17 protein-coding genes are annotated in these 16,436 nt (G+C 60.2%); 1 reads left to right on the top strand and 16 read right to left on the bottom strand.

The window, feature by feature from the left end; translation table 11 throughout:
* The first annotated feature begins 67 nt into the window (after nt 1-67).
* Nucleotides 68-1,414 carry an NADP-specific glutamate dehydrogenase gene (gdhA, locus tag J3T95_RS06445; RefSeq protein ID WP_267450837.1) on the top strand — a complete coding sequence of 449 codons (1,347 nt, stop codon included), beginning with the start codon at nt 68-70 and terminating at the stop codon, nt 1,412-1,414.
* An 88-nt stretch (nt 1,415-1,502) separates the two neighbouring features.
* On the opposite strand, the gene J3T95_RS06440 is transcribed toward gdhA, so the two are convergent.
* From J3T95_RS06440 to rplN, 16 genes are all read right to left on the bottom strand, one after another.
* Nucleotides 1,503-4,181, bottom strand: a complete 2,679-nt coding sequence (locus tag J3T95_RS06440) for a glycoside hydrolase family 2 TIM barrel-domain containing protein (protein WP_267450836.1) — start codon at nt 4,179-4,181, stop codon at nt 1,503-1,505.
* Entirely contained in the window at nt 4,178-5,371 is a 1,194-nt protein-coding gene (locus tag J3T95_RS06435; protein WP_267450835.1) for a DUF5107 domain-containing protein, read from the bottom strand. The genes J3T95_RS06440 and J3T95_RS06435 overlap by 4 nt, the downstream gene beginning before the upstream one ends.
* Before the next feature lie 300 nt (nt 5,372-5,671).
* Nucleotides 5,672-7,684 (bottom strand): ABC transporter ATP-binding protein, encoded by a 2,013-nt coding sequence (locus tag J3T95_RS06430; protein ID WP_220236253.1) that lies wholly within the window; start codon nt 7,682-7,684, stop codon nt 5,672-5,674.
* Nucleotides 7,677-9,503, bottom strand: coding sequence for an ABC transporter ATP-binding protein (locus J3T95_RS06425; RefSeq protein ID WP_267450834.1), 1,827 nt, complete (start codon nt 9,501-9,503; stop codon nt 7,677-7,679). The genes J3T95_RS06430 and J3T95_RS06425 overlap by 8 nt, the downstream gene beginning before the upstream one ends.
* A 293-nt stretch (nt 9,504-9,796) precedes the next feature.
* The gene (locus J3T95_RS06420) at nt 9,797-10,369 is read right to left on the bottom strand and encodes an adenylate kinase (protein ID WP_267450833.1); all 573 of its coding nucleotides are present in this window, start codon (nt 10,367-10,369) and stop codon (nt 9,797-9,799) included.
* 248 nt (nt 10,370-10,617) lie between these two features.
* Nucleotides 10,618-11,946 (bottom strand): preprotein translocase subunit SecY, encoded by a 1,329-nt coding sequence (secY, locus tag J3T95_RS06415; RefSeq protein WP_220236256.1) that lies wholly within the window; start codon nt 11,944-11,946, stop codon nt 10,618-10,620.
* A gap of 183 nt (nt 11,947-12,129) precedes the next feature.
* Nucleotides 12,130-12,594, bottom strand: a complete 465-nt coding sequence (gene rplO, locus J3T95_RS06410) for a 50S ribosomal protein L15 (RefSeq protein WP_220236257.1) — start codon at nt 12,592-12,594, stop codon at nt 12,130-12,132.
* Nucleotides 12,595-12,596: 2 nt separating this feature from the next.
* Nucleotides 12,597-12,782, bottom strand: a complete 186-nt coding sequence (gene rpmD / locus J3T95_RS06405; RefSeq protein WP_220236258.1) for a 50S ribosomal protein L30 — start codon at nt 12,780-12,782, stop codon at nt 12,597-12,599.
* Nucleotides 12,782-13,534: a 30S ribosomal protein S5 gene (gene rpsE, locus J3T95_RS06400; protein ID WP_220236259.1), complete on the bottom strand. Its 753-nt coding sequence runs from the start codon at nt 13,532-13,534 to the stop codon at nt 12,782-12,784. The genes rpmD and rpsE overlap by 1 nt, the downstream gene beginning before the upstream one ends.
* The gene (gene rplR, locus J3T95_RS06395) at nt 13,531-13,902 is read right to left on the bottom strand and encodes a 50S ribosomal protein L18 (RefSeq protein WP_220236260.1); all 372 of its coding nucleotides are present in this window, start codon (nt 13,900-13,902) and stop codon (nt 13,531-13,533) included. The genes rpsE and rplR overlap by 4 nt, the downstream gene beginning before the upstream one ends.
* A gap of 1 nt (nt 13,903) precedes the next feature.
* The gene (gene rplF / locus J3T95_RS06390) at nt 13,904-14,443 is read right to left on the bottom strand and encodes a 50S ribosomal protein L6 (protein ID WP_046323303.1); all 540 of its coding nucleotides are present in this window, start codon (nt 14,441-14,443) and stop codon (nt 13,904-13,906) included.
* A gap of 16 nt (nt 14,444-14,459) precedes the next feature.
* Nucleotides 14,460-14,858 (bottom strand): 30S ribosomal protein S8, encoded by a 399-nt coding sequence (rpsH, locus tag J3T95_RS06385; protein ID WP_220236261.1) that lies wholly within the window; start codon nt 14,856-14,858, stop codon nt 14,460-14,462.
* 80 nt (nt 14,859-14,938) lie between these two features.
* Nucleotides 14,939-15,124: a type Z 30S ribosomal protein S14 gene (locus J3T95_RS06380; protein ID WP_015022346.1), complete on the bottom strand. Its 186-nt coding sequence runs from the start codon at nt 15,122-15,124 to the stop codon at nt 14,939-14,941.
* Between the two features lies 1 nt (nt 15,125).
* Nucleotides 15,126-15,698: a 50S ribosomal protein L5 gene (gene rplE, locus J3T95_RS06375; protein ID WP_220236262.1), complete on the bottom strand. Its 573-nt coding sequence runs from the start codon at nt 15,696-15,698 to the stop codon at nt 15,126-15,128.
* Nucleotides 15,695-16,030, bottom strand: coding sequence for a 50S ribosomal protein L24 (gene rplX / locus J3T95_RS06370; RefSeq protein WP_015022348.1), 336 nt, complete (start codon nt 16,028-16,030; stop codon nt 15,695-15,697). The genes rplE and rplX overlap by 4 nt, the downstream gene beginning before the upstream one ends.
* 1 nt (nt 16,031) lies before the next feature.
* Complete coding sequence (gene rplN / locus J3T95_RS06365) at nt 16,032-16,400, bottom strand: 50S ribosomal protein L14 (protein WP_015022349.1); 369 nt, start codon at nt 16,398-16,400, stop codon at nt 16,032-16,034.
* Nucleotides 16,401-16,436 lie beyond the last annotated feature (36 nt).

Here is a 16,436-nt window from a genome sequence, read left to right as displayed (position 1 = left end):
CTCTTGAGGGCGGACCCAATCGTACGCGGACCGGACGGACCGGCCATTCCTAGTCAAAGGAGCTCAGATGCTCACCAACGAATACATCAAGCGCGTATACCAGCAGGTCGAGAAGCGTGACGGCGACCAGCCGGAATTCCTGCAGGCTGTGCGTGAAGTTTTCTCCAGCCTGGAGCCCGTGGTGGAGCGGCATCCCGAGTATGAGGCCAACGGCGTGCTGGAGCGCTTGGTTGAGCCCGAGCGTGCAATCAAGTTCCGTGTGGCATGGACCGATGACCAAGGCCATGTCCAAGTCAACCGCGGCTACCGGATCCAATTCAATTCGGCGATCGGCCCCTACAAGGGCGGCCTGCGCTTCCACCCGACCGTGACCGAGTCGGTCATCAAATTCCTGGGCTTCGAGCAGATTCTGAAGAATTCGCTGACTGGACTGCCCATGGGCGGCGCCAAGGGAGGATCCGACTTCGACCCCAAGGGCCGCTCGGATGCCGAGGTCATGCGCTTCTGCCAGGCCTTCATGACTGAGCTGCAGCGCCACATCGGACAATTCACCGACGTGCCCGCCGGCGACATCAACGTAGGGTCCCGCGAAATCGGTTACCTGTTCGGCCAGTACAAGAGAGTGCGCGATGAGTACTCGGGTGTTCTGACCGGCAAGGACATGACCTTCGGCGGCTCCCTGGCCAGGACCGAGGCCACAGGCTACGGCCTGTGCTACTACACCCAGGAAGCCCTGCAGACGCTGCGCAAGGATTCCTTCCAGGGCAAGACCGTCGTTATCTCCGGTTCGGGCAACGTGGCCATCTTCGCCACCGAAAAGGCCCAACAACTGGGCGCCAAGGTGGTAACGGCATCCGACTCCAACGGATACGTCTACGATCCCAACGGGATTGACCTCGACGTCGTCAAGGACATCAAGCTGGGTCACCGCGGCCGAATTCGCGAGTATGCGGACCGAGTTGATTCCGCTGAGTACCACGAGGGCTGCAAGGGTGTCTGGACTGTACACTGCGACATAGCCCTGCCCTGCGCCACGCAGAACGAAATCGACGAGGAATCCGCAAAGACCCTGATCGCCAACGGATGCACCGTGATCTGCGAGGGCGCCAACATGCCCTCCACCCCCGAGGCCATCCAGGTCTACCAGGATAACAAGGCGCTCTACGGGCCCGCCAAGGCCGCCAATGCCGGCGGCGTGGCAGTCTCCGGTCTGGAGATGAGCCAGAACTCGCTTCGCCTGCAGTGGACCTTCGATGAGGTGGACCAGCGCCTGAAGGACATTATGACTGGAATCTTCCAGAAGTCTTACCAGGCATCCAAGGAATACGGGCATGAGGGCGACCTGATGCTGGGCGCCAACGTGGCCGGCTTCGCCAAGGTGGCCGATGCCATGGTGGCCCAGGGCATCCTATGAGCTAGGACTTAGCCCATCTGAACAGAGGGGGTCCGATTTGCAGAAATTGCGGGTCGGACCCCCTATTGTGCTCAGTGGACTGATAAACTCATGCGACCAGCTGGTCGATGACCTCGGGATCGATCCTCTGGCGCGGGTCGAAGTCCTTGGAGCCCAGATACCGGTATATGCTCGCCTGCAGGGCCCGAGCCTCCGGATATTCGTTCAGATTCTGCAGGCCCATGGAGGAGAGCAGAAGCCGCCCCCTCCCGCAACGGCATTCCAGCAGCTGCGTCATGGGTCGCAGATAGGCGTAGCTGTCCATCTCAGTGACAATGGACTGATAGCGTTCGGGCAGGATGATGGCCCGCTGGGAGGCCATGGGCCACCACTGCCAGTCAGTGTGCGAGTCAGTCGGGAAATCGGAGAAAACAGGGTGGTCAGCCTGAATGTACTGCCCCATGGTGCCGCTCTGGTCCTTGAATGTACCCACTGACCAGAAGTCCGTGGAGAAGTGGGCCTGAACGGATCTGGGCAGGGACTGGGCTGTGGAGTCGGGACTCAGATAGACCGTGCCACCCTGGTCCAGGACCCGACGTGCCTGCTGGTCGAACCTTCTGGTCTGGTACAGACCGTCGGGCTGGTCAGACTGGCTGTCCTGGTAGACCCAGACCGGATAGACGTTGGTCACACCGTCGATCTCCAGACTCAGACGGCAGCGCTGGTTACCATGAATGCCGTCCAGAGGCAGTTCGAAGGTTCCTAAATCAGTTAGCTTGCCCATCAGGCAGGTGACCTGACAAAAGACATGTTCCAGATCAACCCCCTGGCCCTGCAACCGCAGATGCAGATCACCCCGCAGCGTGCGTCGGCCGTAGTTGGCCACCTTGACCGTCCCTGAGAGCTTCTCCCGACTGGTATAGGCATAGCGGTCCATGACGGCCAGCGGCAACTGGTCGGTGAAGAAGGACCGAAAACGCTCAGGGCGGGCGAAGGGAAAGCGCTTGGGTTGCAGATGGGCGTCCATCATGCCCACCAGAGCCGTACCCTGTCCAGGAAAGTCCTGAAGACCCAGCAGCGAAAGCCCCGACATGGAGGGGGTCCGCAGAACGGACTCCACCTCCTCCCGGTAGCAGATCCGTGACAACTCGCCTGTAGCGGCCACCCAATCCAGCCAGGTGCGCTGGTCCAGGCCCGATTCACGGACCCTGTCACCGATCATTGCGTAATTGTCAGGACGGGTGACTCCGGTGAACTCTTCAATCTCACGGAAGTCGGGCAGCACCTCATACTGCCCTACCTCGAATCCATAGACCGGCACCGTGCACTCTTTGCGGACTGCCTGCATGGAGTCCTCGAAATTGTGGGCAGTGCCCGGATGAACCGCGTTGGTGGACCCACGCATGTTGACGAAGCAGCAGCGCAGGTCATGGCCCTTGTAGGACTCGGAGGTATAGACCTCGTTGCAGTCGTCGCTGCCCAGCTGACCATAGTGCGGGTTGGAGGAATTGGCATAGAGCCGGGTGCCGTCAATGCTCCGGGCATCCTTGATAAGCTGAGCCATGCGCTGGTGGCCGGTCTCATCCGCAGACAGCTCGTTGCCCAGGGTAAGCATGACGAAGGAGGGGTGGTTGGCCAGGAAGAGCAGTGTCTGCTCCAGTTCGGTGCGATAGTAGCGATAACTGGTATCCTCCTGAAAGGCATGATAGTGGTCCCAGTGGGAGAGCTCGGGCTGCATCATCATCCCCATCCGGTCCGCCGCGATAAAGGCTGCCTCGGGCGGGCAGTGCGAGTGGAAGCGGACCACATTCACTCCGTATGACCGATAGGTCTCCAGAATACGAATCCAGGAGCCCACGTCCATGGGCGGGAAGCCGGTCTGCGGAAACTCGGCGCAATTGGCCTCGCCACGCAGGAAGAAGGCTCTGCCATTCAAAGCCAGTCTCCCCTGCCCATCGGCTGCGAAGTCACGGATGCCGAAGTCCGTGCTGACCCGCGATATCACCCTGGATCCGTCCGGCGGCAGGAGCTCGATTGTCATGCTATGCAGACACCCCTGGTATTCGTCCCAGCGATCCGCCTGGGCGTCAAGCTGCAGATCGGACCAGGTCAGTGTTCGCCGTCCAGGTTCCAGGTTTGCGGCGACCTCCAGAGGCTGGGCCAGCGCATCGGAAGAAAGCCTCAAGCGACCATGGAATCCTTGGCGCGAGTCCACATCGGCCTCTACTGTCAGCACATCGCCATGGGGATAGGCACGAACGCCATCTACAAAGGTGTCCTCCTCCACACGCAGGCCGATATTGCCCAGAAGCCCGTTCCAGTTGGTCTGGGTGTGGTCGGTGGCGGTCGAGGAATCCAGGATGGCGTCGCGGGGCATGCCTTGGTAGGCGTTGTCGGAATCCACCTGCAGCAGGTCATCGCCCGTCAGCAGCCCAGTCAGCTCGAAGACCTGCGGAGTATTCAAGGTCTGAGGGCGAGATGGCTCAGCCAGGCGTTCACCGACCCTGACCTCCAGGCGGCGAGCGCGCTCCACCTCGAAGAAGACCCTCCGCTCCGGCTGCGGGGTCCATCGAATCTGTCGGGACAGCTTGACTGTCCCCTCGAAGGTGTGCCGCCTGGTCAGCCGAGAGCCAATGGGGTCGGGCTTGCCGCTGCCATAGTCAGCAGACAGCTCCTGATCATCATGTCCGAGTCCGTTGGTGTCAAGCGTGCCTGGCAACAGAACGGTTCCCTGCAACTCAGGCGGGGACTGAACCTGCCAGGCTCCAACCAATGCAATCTTGGTCATGCCTTCCTCCCGATGAGAATTGCCCTGTGGTCCAATTCATCAGTAAACAGCCCGGTCTGAATATGGCCGGCATCCAGTTCCAGCACCTGCTTCAGGTACTCCCGAACCTGGTTGATCCGCCCTGTGCCGATGCGTGCCAGGGCCATCAGATAGAGGCAACGGACCCGATTCATGCGGGCATAGCCCGCATCGAAAGTCAAGAGGTCGGGCAGGAAGACTGCAAAGCAACCCGTTCCCACATGGTCGTCCAAGTGCTGCTCGCCTGCGGCGAAGTCGCCGCATCGAAGCAGAAGTCGGCCGCAGGCGTTGCTGATGCACGCATCGCCCGGGTCACGCTTGAGCCTCTCCAGGTAGTAGGGGTCAGGCCGGTAAGTGGCATAGCGGTAATGTTCCAGACGCAGACCGGTCAGCAGCAGTTCCTCGTTGGCGGCGAAACGCTCCGACCGATCGGCGCCCTGCCACTGGTAAGGGATGGATCCATCGTCTGCAACGAGCTGGACACGTGCGTTTTCTTGAACCCGAGTAGCGTAGACGGTGACTCGCCCTTGCCCGGCCTTCAACCCCTGGGCCTCGATCCCTTCATGCTCGCCAGCAGCTCCGAAGATCTGCTCGGGCCCAACTTCCAGGCTTAGGGCCGTATCCGCGCTGACGTTCCTGACCAGCCCCACCTGTTTGCAGGGCTTGAGCCAGGTGAAGCCAGGCTGGTTTTCGGTGAAGACCCCGGTCATCAGCTCCACGTAGAGGCCGACGGCATCATGGCAGACCACCGCCTTGCCACCGTCCGGTAGGCCCTTGAACGTGCAGTCCACCGAAAGGAAAGTGCTGGGTCGGTGGTGTTGCGGCCAGTCGAACTCAATGCCGCTGGAAATCCAAAGGCCGGTCAGGCCTACCAGGGCAGGCTTGATGACCCGGTTGCGGTAGACGAAGTCATAGTCGCCGGTCTTGTCCCTGGCATACTGACCGCCCGGCTCAGGCGGGACGGTCACCTCAAGATATTGGCTCTTCAGGATGACCGACTTGTAGTCTTGATCCTTGCATTCATCCGAGATGGTCTCGATGACCACGTAGGGATAGACGCGTCCCGAAGAGCCCTGGTAGACTCGATTTTCAATAAATTGCGGATTTTTATCCGGTTTTCCTACCCCATTGGTCGAAATCGTAAGCTCTGTGACTTTCACTGTGACACCCATGGTCATCAGCCCCTTGTCGGCTCAGCAAAACTGTATATATCTGCTCTCAGTCTATAGTCGGAATCAGCCCTCAGAACTGCACAAATTGTTTAAAGATATTAACAAATTGCTACTAGGTCATAATGACTTCCCAGTACTTGTCGAGCTCGGGGCGACTTCTGAAAATGGGTGGGGGGGGGGGGATGCATACACATGAAAGGGAGTCGGCCCATCAAGGACCGACCCCCTATGCTGGCGTTCGCCTAATGCCGGTTCATGCCTTTCGGCATCTTCCCCCGGCTTCGGCAATCCCGGAGAGCCCTACTCCAATTCCAGGGCCCCAGTGTAAAGCTGGTAGTACTCGCCGTGCCTGGCTATCAGCTCATCGTGATTGCCGCGCTCGATGATTCGCCCGTGGTCCAAGACCATAATTACATCGGAGTTGCGAACCGTGGAGAGCCTATGGGCGATGACGAAGACTGTCCGGCCGCGCATCAGCGCGTCCATGCCCTGCTGAACCACCTCCTCGGTCCTGGTATCGATTGAGGAAGTGGCTTCGTCCAGGATCATGGCCGGAGGATCCTCCACCGCCGCCCTGGCAATGGAAATCAGCTGGCGCTGACCCTGAGACAGTCCGCTTCCGTCTCCCTCAAGAACGGTCTGATAACCCTGGGGAAGCATACGGATGAAGCTGTCGGCGTTGGTCATCCTGGCAGCTTCGATGCACTCCTCGTCCGTGGCATCCAGGCGCCCATAGCGTATGTTGTCCAAGACGGTGCCCGTAAAGAGGTTGACATCCTGAAGGACGATGCCCAGGGAGCGACGGAGGTCAGGCTTGCGGATGTTCCTCACATCGATCCCGTCATAGAGGATCTGGCCCTGCTGGATTTCGTAGAAACGGTTGATCAGATTGGTGATCGTGGTCTTGCCAGCACCGGTGGCGCCAACCAGCGCCACCTTCTGCCCGGGCTTGGCGAACCAGGTGATGTCATGCAGGACAGGCTTGCTCGGGTCGTACCCGAAGCTGACATCAGTGAATCGCACATCCCCCTGGAGAAGGGTGTATCGCCCATCAGGGGACGTGATGGCCTGATCCTTGGCCTTCAGGGCCACGTCCCGGGCATCGCCTGGAAGCTTCATGGCGGCCTCCAGCGAGCGCCGGCCGTCGTCATCGGCCTCACGCTTCCAGGCCCAGTGCCCTGTTTCATGGTCGACGGGGGTCATGGTCCGGCCGTCCGAGCCCAGTTCGACGCTGACCAATCTGACCGTGCCTTGGTCGGACTCGACAGGCTGGTCCATCAGGTCGAAGATCCTGGAAGCGCCTGCCAGGGCCATCATGACCATGTTGAACTGCATGGAGACCTGGCCGATGGGGTTGATGAAGGAGCGGGAAAGGGTCAGGAGGGAGACGATGGTTCCCAGGGTCAGCGGCCCTGCCCCGGTCAGTCCTGCATTGCCCATCCCTGCGATACCGGCCAGCCCGCCGACGATGGCCAGGATGACATAGAGCAAGTAGCCCATGTTGCCCACGACCGGCATGGTGACGTTGCCATAGGTGTTGGCCTGGGCCGAGGCCTGGAAGAGCTCCTCGTTCCTCTCCTCGAAAACCTCAGCGGTGGCATCCTCGTGGTTGAAGACCTTGATGACCTTCTGCCCGTTGACGGCCTCTTCAACGAAGGCGTTCACCCGGCCCAGATAGCGCTGCTGGTGAACGAAGTACCGACCGCTTCGAGTGACCAGAACCCTGACCACCACAATCAGGACCGCCGCGAAAACCAGGGTCAGGACGGTGAAAGGGATGGAGAGCCAAAGCATGGAGATCAGGGCCGCCAGGGCGGACAGGACCGAGGAGACCATCTGCGGAAAGGACTGGGAGATGGCCTGACGGAGGGTATCTGTGTCGTTGGTGTAGCGGCTCATGGTGTCGCCGTGCTCATGGGTGTCGAAGAAGCCGATGGGCAGCTCCTGCTGGTGGGCGAACATCTGGTCGCGAATGGTCTTCAGGGTGCCCTGCTCCACCTTGACGATCAGCCAGTTCCAGAACCAGGAGCAGAAGGTCCCGACCGCATAGAGGCAGCCCATCAGGATCAGGGTCCTCATCAGCGGTCCCCAGTCAGGGTCGGCGGCCCCGACCAGCGGCAGGATGTAGTGGTCGATCAGCGGCTGGAGGAAGAAGGCCGACGCCGCCTGGGCCCCGGCGCTGATGATGATGCAGACCACGATCACCGCCAGCTGCCAGCGGTAGGCCAACAAGTAGCTCAGGATGCGACGGGTTGTTCCCGGCGCGGCCTTGTCCAGGCGGGGCTTGCGGTCCTTGAATGATCCGTCACTCATGGTCCTCGTCCTCCTCGCTCCGATTCCTGGTCTGTGATTCGTAAATAGACCGATACTCCTGACATGTTCGCAGGAGCTCTTGGTGGGTGCCCTTGTCGAGAATCCTGCCCTCTTCCAAAACCATGATCATGTCGGCGTCCTCCACAGAGGCCAGGCGCTGGGAGATGATGATCTTGGTGGTATCGGGAATTTCTTGACTGAAGGCGCGGCGGATCAGCTGGTCGGTTTTGGTGTCCACAGCGCTGGTTGAGTCATCCAGAATCAGGATGTCAGGCTTCTTCAGAAGGGCCCGTGCTATGCACAGACGTTGTCGCTGGCCGCCGGAGAGGTTGGTGCCGCCCTCGTCCAGGTAGGTCTGATACCCATCGGGAAACTCCCGCACGAAACCGTCAGCCTGGGCCAGGGTGCAGGCGCGCACCAGCTCTTCGTCCGTGGCCTCAGGGTTGCCCCAGCGCAGGTTTTCGGCGATGGTCCCGGTGAAGAGGACGTTCTTCTGCAACACCATGGCCACATGGTCGCGCAGGACGGTCAGATCGTACTGACGCACATCCACTCCGCCCACCTGGAGGGACCCTTCGGTCACGTCGTAGAGACGGGGAATGAGCTGGACCAGGCTGGATTTGGAGGAGCCAGTCCCGCCCACGATGCCCAGGGTGGAACCCGAAGGAACGTCCAGGTTGATGTGGCTCAAAACGGGACGTTCGGACCGGCCCGAGTAGCGGAAGGTCACATCCTGGAAGCTGATGGACCCGTCGGCCACCCTCATGACCGGCTTGGCGGGATCGTGCACGGTGCTGACCTCCTTCAGTACCTGGCAGATGCGCTCGGCCGAGGCCTGGGAGATGACGACCATGACCACGATCATAGAGACCATGTTCATGGCCATCATGATCTGAATAGCATAGGTGACCAAGGCGGTCAGATCGCCCGTGGTCAGCCCCAGAGCGGCATTGTTCCCGGAGGCCACAATCTGGGAGGCGCCCATCCAGGATATAACCAGCATAGAAGCGTAGATACAGAAGTTCAACAACGCCGGATTCAAGCTCATAATCCGCTCGGCCTTGCAGAAGGCACGGTAGATAGCCAAAGAAATACGGTTGAATTTACGCTCCTCGTAGTCCTCCCGGTTGTAGGACTTGACAACCCTGATGCCCTGAAGATTCTCGTCCACGACGTTGTTGAGGTGGTCGTAGGTGTGGAAGACCCGCTCAAAAATGGGGTGAACCAGCAGGGACAGGCCTATCAGCCCGAAGCCCAGGATGGGAATGGCGATCAGGAAGACCAGCGATATGGGCCTGGAGATCTTATAAGAAAAGAGCCAGGCCACGATGACCATGATCGGCGCCCTGACCCCGACCCTGATGACCATCTGATAGGCGTTCTGCAGATTGGTCACATCGGTGGTAAGCCTGGTAATGATGGATCCGGTGGAGAAACGGTCGATGTTTGTGAAGCTGAAGGACTGCACTTTGGCGAACAGATCACTGCGGACATTCTTGGCCAGGCCGGAAGACGCGATGGCCGCATACCGTCCGGACATGAACCCGGAGAACAGGGAGACGGCCGAACAAGCCAGCAGGATCAGCCCGAATTTGAAGATGGCCGGCATGGACCTCCCCGAAACGCCTTGGTCGATCAGGGAGGCCATGATGGTCGGAATCACAATCTCTAGAAGGCTTTCAAGAAAGACGAAAGCCGGAGCCAGAAAGCTGGCCTTTCGGTATTCCCGCAGGGAGCGCAGGATGGTTCGGATGGTGTGCCGCGGACGCGCTGGTTCCTGTTTATCCGATCTGACCACGGATGCCCTAGACCCCTTCAAATGGACCTCTTCTGTTTCTGTACTGGTTTCTCTATCTTTTACGGCCAATCACCGACATGCAAGACCCTCGAAAGAGAGTCCGAATGCACCTAGGCTATCATCCTGTCCGCCAGGCTTGGGCGGACGCGCTCGGATTTCCGCCCTCTACAAAAAGAAGCTGTCACGCCCCTCGGGGTCATGCAGCTTCTAAGCTTCAGTGAGTCCTGTCAGCAAGTCTTACCTGTGTGTCCTGAACATGGCATTCATACAGCTGATTCAGCTGACGACAGGACTCTCGCTTGACAGGCTATGAATTAGCGCTTGTCCAGCTGGGCGATAATCTCCTTGGAGATCTGGTCGACCTCGCCCTGGCCATCCACCGCGACCAGAAGGCTGCGGGACTTATAGGTATTCAACAGGGGGGCTGTCTCCTTGGCATAGATATCCAGACGCTTGGCAATGGCCTCGGGAGTATCATCCGCTCGCCCTTCTTCCTTGGCCCGCTTGGCGATGCGCTGCATGAGCACATCATGGTCGGCATCCAGGGCCACCACAGCCGTCAGCGGAGTGCCCAGCTCGTTAAGCATCTTGTCCAGGGCCTCGACCTGGGAGGCCGAACGAGGGTAGCCGTCCAGAATCCAGCCATGGGCAGCATCGTCCATGCCCAGACGGTCCTTGACAATCTTGTTGGTCAGCTCGTCTGGAACCAGCTCACCCTTGTCAGTGTAGGCCTTGGCCTGCTTGCCCAGTTCGGTTCCGTTCTTGAGGTTGTAGCGGAAAATGTCGCCGGTGGAGATGGCCGGAATCCCGTAATGCTTGCTGAGCAAGGCCGCTTGCGTGCCCTTGCCAACACCTTGAGGTCCCATGATCAACAGTCGCTGTACCATTCCCTATCCTTTGCTCGATGTTCTATTGCTCTTAGCCTTACGGCCCCGGACGGTATTAACAGTCTAAGCCGCGCAGGACCCTCATTTACGTATGCTAGCGGCTGCCTGGCCCGACGCAGGTTCCACTCGCCAAACCCATGCAAACAGTCTTCCAAATATTACAGGGTCCGGCCCCAGGCCACCAAGGGCCAGGGCCGGACCTTCATCCGTTTTGGCTTGACACCGCTTGCAAGCGTCTGACCGGAAGGTCAGCCCTCCTTGTGTTCGCCCTCCAGCAGGAAGCCGGTGTACTGGAACTGCTCGGTCTGAGCCCTTGCTTGTCGCAGAGTGTCCAGGCCGACACCGGCGATGATCAGGATGGTGGTGCCGCCGAAGGGCAGCTTGGAGTTGATCTTCAGCAGCATGATCAGCACCGTGGGGATCAAAGCCACGAAGAGCAGATAGACGGCGCCCACCGTGTTCAGCCGATTCATCACGTATGAAAGGTACCGGCTGGTGGCCCGTCCGGCCCTGATGCCCGGAATGAAGCCGCCGTATTCTTTCATGTTGTCGGCTGTCTCGTCAGGATTGAAGGTGATGGAAGTGTAGAAGAAGCAGAAGAAGACAATCATGACCGAGTAGAGCACGATGTACCAGACCGAAGTCGTGTTGGCCATGTTGGCATCGATCCACTTGACCCAGCTCTGATCGGATTTGCCGAACTGGGCAACAAGGGTCGGAATGGCCAAAATGGAGGATGCAAAGATTGGGGGAATCACGCCTGACATATTGATCTTGAGCGGCAGATAGGTGGAAGATCCGCCGTACATCTTGCGGCCAATCATCCTGCGGGTGTACTGGACGGGAATACGGCGTTGGGCCAGCTCGACGTAGTCGACCAGAATCAGAATGACCAACAGAACGGTAACAACTATGCCGAACTTGACCCAGTCGCCGTTCTTGCCATTGGTCCCCCATCCGATGTTCCAGAGCTGGGGCAGGAAGCCAGAGCAGATGGAGATGAAGATCAGGACGGACATGCCGTTACCGATTCCCTTGTCGGTGATCAGTTCGGCCATCCACATAATCAGACCGGTGCCGCCGGTCATGATCAGAACCATGACCCCCATATTCCACCAAGAGCTGTCAGGGATGACTTGCTGTTGGCAGGCACCACCGAAGAGCGCACCCTTGTTGGCCGTAACCAGAATGGTCGTGGATTGCAGCACCGCCAGGCCGATGGTCAGATACCTGGTGTACTCAGTCAGCTTGGCCTCGCCTGACTGGCCCTCCTTGTGCAGCGCCTCGAAGCGGGGAATGACCACGCGCAGCAACTGCACCACAATGGATGCAGTGATGTAGGGCATGATGCCCAGTGCGAAGATGGACAACTGCAGCAGGGCTCCGCCCGAGAACAGGTTCACCAGGCCGATGAAGTCCTCATTGCCAGCCGTGGAGATGCACTTCTGCACGGCGGGATAATCCACGCCTGGAGTAGGTATAAACGACCCGATGCGATAGATGATGATGATGCCAAGAACGAAGAAGATTTTCTTCCTCAACTCCTTGGTCTTGAAGGCCTGGATTAACGTCCTCACCTAAGTTCCCTCCCTACGCGCCCGCGCGCTGGTCCCGGTGCATCGCACCCTCTTGCTCCGACCAGCTTAGCCGATGGCTCCGTCAAACCCGACGGCAACCAGGCCGGAACGAGTTCCGGCCCCCGCCCGCTTGGAGCGGGGAGGGCCGGAAACATCTGCCTTGCGGTCTGTCCCCTGTGAGTATCAGTCCTCGGAGACGGATCCGCCTGCGGCTTCTATCTTGCTTTTGGCCGAGGCCGAAGCCTTGACGCCTTTGAGGGTGAAAGCTGCCTTGACATCACCATCACCCAGGACCTTGACGGGGTGGCCCTTGCGGACCGCTCCCTTGTCGACCAGATCCTCGACGGTGACTTCGCCGCCCTTGGGGAAGAGCTCTTCCAGAGCACCCAGGTTGACCACCTGGTACTCCTTCTTGAAGGGGCTCCTGAACCCGCGCAGCTTTGGCAACCGCATGTACAGGGGCAGCTGGCCGCCTTCAAAGCCCGGGCGGACCTGGTAGCGGGCCTTGGTGCCCTTGGTGCCACGACCAGAGGTCTTGCCCTTTGATCCCTCACCACGACCCACACGAATGCGGTCGCGCTTGGCGCCCGGAGCCGGACGCAAGTCATGCATCTGCAGGATGGTGGGCTCTTGCTTGTCGCTGGCCATAATCAGTCTGCCTCCTCTACGCTCACCAGGTGGCGGACCTTGTCGGCCATCCCCCGGTAGACGGGGGTGTCCTCACGCAGGACTGACTGGCCGATCTTGTGAAGGCCCAGAGACCTGACGTTCTCCTTCTGGCGGTCAGTGGCATGAGCCACGCCCTTGACCAGGGTGATCTTGATCTGCTTGGTCATCACTCACCTGCCTTCGACTGCTCGTCAGCCTTGGCCTTAGCCTCTTCACGCTCTTTGCGCTCGTCGGCGATGCCGGCGGCACGTGCACGCAGGAGGGAGTCGGGGGCGACCTCCTCCAGGGGCAGACCGCGGCGTGCCGCGATCTCCTCGGGCTCCTCCAGCTGCTTCAAAGCGGCTACAGTGGCCCGCACCATGTTGACAGCAGTGGCCGATCCCATGGACTTGCTCAGGATGTCGGTGATGCCGGCGCACTCCAGGACGGCGCGGACCGGGCCGCCAGCGATAACGCCGGTTCCAGGGGCTGCTGGCCGCAGGAGAACCGTACCGGCCGCATCGTGGCCAATCACCGGGTGGGTGACAGTGCCACGGATGCGGGGGACGGTGAACATGTGCTTCTTGGCATCCAGCTGACCCTTGGAGATGGCTGCGGGGACCTCACGGGACTTGCCATAGCCAACGCCCACGGTGCCCTTGCCGTCGCCCACGACCACCAGAGCCGCGAAGCTGAAGGTACGGCCTCCCTTGTGGACCTTGGAGACGCGATTGATGGTCACGACTCTGTCGAGCATGTCGTCACGCTCGTCGCGATCGCGACGGCCACGACGGCCATCCCTGCGGCCATCACGGGAACCTCCCCGACGACCGCCGCGGCGATCATCGTTCCGATCCCTTCTGCCACCCTGGCTGGACTGAGCGTTTGTGGAATCTTCAGTCACCTGGGTTGTTTCCTTTGTCGTTTCGTTGTCGCTCACAGTGCCAATCCTCCCTCACGGGCGCCTTCCGCAACCGCTGCGACCCTTCCGTGGTACTTGTTGCCGCCGCGGTCGAAGACCACGGCAGTAATGCCAGCCTTCTTGGCCTTGGCTGCAATCTGCTCGCCCACCTTGCGGGCGGCCTCGGTCTTGGTGCCCTTGAAGGAGCCGTAGTCCGAAGCCATAGTCGACTCGCTGACCAGGGTGACGCCCTTGGTGTCGTCGACAATCTGGGCAATCATGTTGCGATTGGTCCGTGTGACCACCAGACGGGGGCGCTCTGCCGTGCCGGAGACGTGCTTGCGAAGACGGGCATGGCGGCGCAGACGGGCGATCTTCTTGCCTTTGCCTAGTATCGAGACCGTCATATCACTTACCAGCCTTTCCAGCTTTGCGCAGGATGTGCTCGTCGGCGTACTTGATGCCCTTGCCCTTGTAAGGCTCAGGCGCACGCAGGGCGCGGATGTTGGCCGCAGCCTGGCCGACGGCCTGCTTGTCGATGCCGGAGACGACCACTTCGTTGGCGTTCGGCGTCTCGAAGGTGATGCCCTCCGGGGGGTCGACAGTGATGGTGTGCGAATAGCCCAGCGAGAACTCCAGGGACTTGCCCTTTGCGACCACGCGGTAGCCGGTGCCGACGATCTGCAGGTGCTTGCTGTAGCCCTTGGAGACGCCTTCAACCATGGAAGCCACGATGGAGCGGCTCAGTCCGTGCTTGGCCTTGGTGGTGCGGTCCTCGTCGGCGGGGGTCATGATGATTTCATTGCCCTCGACCTTGCCGGTGATGCCCTCGGGCAGCGTGCATCCGTCCGAGCCCTTGGGACCCTTGGCGGTGAATTCCTGGCCCTTGAAGGCCACCTCCACACCTGCCGGAACGGCGATGGGGAGCTTACCAATATGCGATGCCATGTTCAGCTCTCCTTTCTCACCATACGTAGGCGACTATTTCGCCGCCGATGCCCCTGTCGAGGCATTCTTTCTGGGTCATCAGTCCCGAGCTGGTCGAGATGATGGCGATTCCCAGCCCGCCCAAGGGCATAGGCAGGGAATCCGACTTGGTGTACCGACGCAGACCGGGCTTGGAGACACGCTTGATTCCCTGAATGGACTGGCGCCCATCGGGACCGTACTTGAGCGTGATCTCCAGATCCTGCCCGACGCGCGCCTCCTTGGCACGGTAATCGGCGATGAAGCCTTCGCGCTTGAGGATCTGCGCGATGTTCGCCTTGAACTTGGAGTACGGCATATCGACTGTTTCATGCTTGGCCGCACTCGCATTACGCAGACGTGTCAGCATGTCTGCGATGGGATCTGTCATTGTCATGTGGGCTTATGCCCTTCCTCGCCGTGGTTTCCACCGCCGGGCAGCAATCTGCCGCGACCGCGGACCTTCAGCGTCGATCTTTACCAACTGGACTTCGTCACACCCGGCAGCTCGCCGCGATGAGCCTTCTCACGAAGGCAGATGCGGCACAGGCCGAACTTGCGATAGACGGAATGAGGACGACCGCAGACCTGGCAGCGCGTGTATCCACGCACCTTGAACTTCGGCTTGCGTGCCGCCTTGTTTCTCAGAGCGGTTTTTGCCATATCAGTTCTCCTTGAAGGGGAAGCCCAGCTGCTTGAGGAGCGCCCGGGCTTCCTGATCGTTCTTGGTGGAGGTCACCACGGTGATATCCATACCACGCTGGTGATCGATCTGATCAGGATCGATCTCGTGGAACATAGACTGCTCCGTGAGACCGAAGTTGTAGTTGCCCTGGCCGTCGAACTGACGGTCGCTGATGCCGCGGAAGTCACGGATGCGGGGCAGAGCCAGGGTCAGCAGACGATCCAGGAACTCCCACATGCGCACGCCGCGCAGGGTGGCGAAGGCACCGATGGCTTGTCCCTCACGCAGGTGGAACTGCGCCACGGACTTCTTAGCCTTGGTGATCTTGGGCTTCTGGCCGGTGATGGCCGTCAGATCCTTGATCGCGCCCTCGATCAGCTTGGAGTCGCGTGCCGCGGCACCCACACCCATAGAGACCACGACCTTCTCGATCCTGGGCACCTGCATGGGGTTGGAGAACTTGAATTCCTTCTCCAGCTCGGGCACAATGCTCTCGCGGTACTGCTGCAGCAAACGAGGGACTGCCGGTGCTTCAACGGTGGTATCGCTCATGACAGCTCCTTGCCTGACTTCTTGGCGAAGCGGGTGCGCACGACCTTGACCTTGCCGTCACGCGCCTCCTCCTTGATGTTCACGCCGATGCGAGTCGGCTTCTTGGTCTCCGGGTCAATGACCATCACGTTGGAGCGATGGATGGGCGCCTCGGTCGGGACGATGCCCGACTCCTGACCCTGCTGGGTGGCCCGCACATGCTTCTTGACGATCTGAATACCCTCGACGATCAGGCGGTCATTGGGCAGAATCCGCAGAACCTTGCCCTCCTTGCCGCGATCCTTGCCGCGGATGACCTTGACCTGGTCGCCTGTCTTGATCTTGGCTACCACTTCAGATCACCTCCGGTGCCAGGGACACGATCTTCATGAAGCGCTTGTCGCGCAGCTCACGACCGACCGGTCCGAAGATACGAGTGCCGCGGGGTTCACGGCCGGTGCCGAGGATGACTGCCGCGTTCTCGTCGAACTTGATGTAGGAGCCGTCGTGACGACGATGCTCCTTGACCGTACGGACGACGACCGCCTTCACGACCTCGCCCTTCTTGACCGACCCGCCGGGAATGGCATCCTTGACGGTGGCGACGATCACATCGCCAATGCCGGCATAGCGTCGCTTCGACCCGCCGAGCACGCGGATGGCCAGGATCTCCTTGGCACCCGTGTTGTCGGCGACCTGAAGCCGCGATTCCTGCTGAATCATTGATTCTCCTTAGCCGCGCTGGTTCTCCGCAGACAC

Source organism: Bifidobacterium sp. B4079 (genome assembly GCF_026537385.1).
In the GTDB taxonomy this organism is placed as follows: domain Bacteria; phylum Actinomycetota; class Actinomycetes; order Actinomycetales; family Bifidobacteriaceae; genus Bombiscardovia; species Bombiscardovia asteroides_I.
The sequence above is the reverse complement of the archived record's forward strand: the minus strand, read 5'-3'. Positions and strand labels throughout refer to the sequence as shown.

What these genes read in the sequence shown, in the direction of transcription:
- rpsH (WP_220236261.1), bottom strand. Translation starts at nt 14,858, where the DNA reads ATGACAATGACAGATCCCATCGCAGACATGCTGACACGTCTGCGTAAT.
- J3T95_RS06435 (WP_267450835.1), bottom strand. Translation starts at nt 5,371, where the DNA reads ATGGGTGTCACAGTGAAAGTCACAGAGCTTACGATTTCGACCAATGGG.
- J3T95_RS06430 (WP_220236253.1), bottom strand. Translation starts at nt 7,684, where the DNA reads ATGAGTGACGGATCATTCAAGGACCGCAAGCCCCGCCTGGACAAGGCC.
- rplF (WP_046323303.1), bottom strand. Translation starts at nt 14,443, where the DNA reads ATGGCATCGCATATTGGTAAGCTCCCCATCGCCGTTCCGGCAGGTGTG.
- J3T95_RS06440 (WP_267450836.1), bottom strand. Translation starts at nt 4,181, where the DNA reads ATGACCAAGATTGCATTGGTTGGAGCCTGGCAGGTTCAGTCCCCGCCT.
- J3T95_RS06380 (WP_015022346.1), bottom strand. Translation starts at nt 15,124, where the DNA reads ATGGCAAAAACCGCTCTGAGAAACAAGGCGGCACGCAAGCCGAAGTTC.
- rplE (WP_220236262.1), bottom strand. Translation starts at nt 15,698, where the DNA reads ATGAGCGATACCACCGTTGAAGCACCGGCAGTCCCTCGTTTGCTGCAG.
- rpmD (WP_220236258.1), bottom strand. Translation starts at nt 12,782, where the DNA reads ATGACCAAGCAGATCAAGATCACCCTGGTCAAGGGCGTGGCTCATGCC.
- gdhA (WP_267450837.1), top strand. Translation starts at nt 68, where the DNA reads ATGCTCACCAACGAATACATCAAGCGCGTATACCAGCAGGTCGAGAAG.
- rplN (WP_015022349.1), bottom strand. Translation starts at nt 16,400, where the DNA reads ATGATTCAGCAGGAATCGCGGCTTCAGGTCGCCGACAACACGGGTGCC.
- rplO (WP_220236257.1), bottom strand. Translation starts at nt 12,594, where the DNA reads ATGGCCAGCGACAAGCAAGAGCCCACCATCCTGCAGATGCATGACTTG.
- J3T95_RS06420 (WP_267450833.1), bottom strand. Translation starts at nt 10,369, where the DNA reads ATGGTACAGCGACTGTTGATCATGGGACCTCAAGGTGTTGGCAAGGGC.
- rplR (WP_220236260.1), bottom strand. Translation starts at nt 13,902, where the DNA reads ATGACGGTCTCGATACTAGGCAAAGGCAAGAAGATCGCCCGTCTGCGC.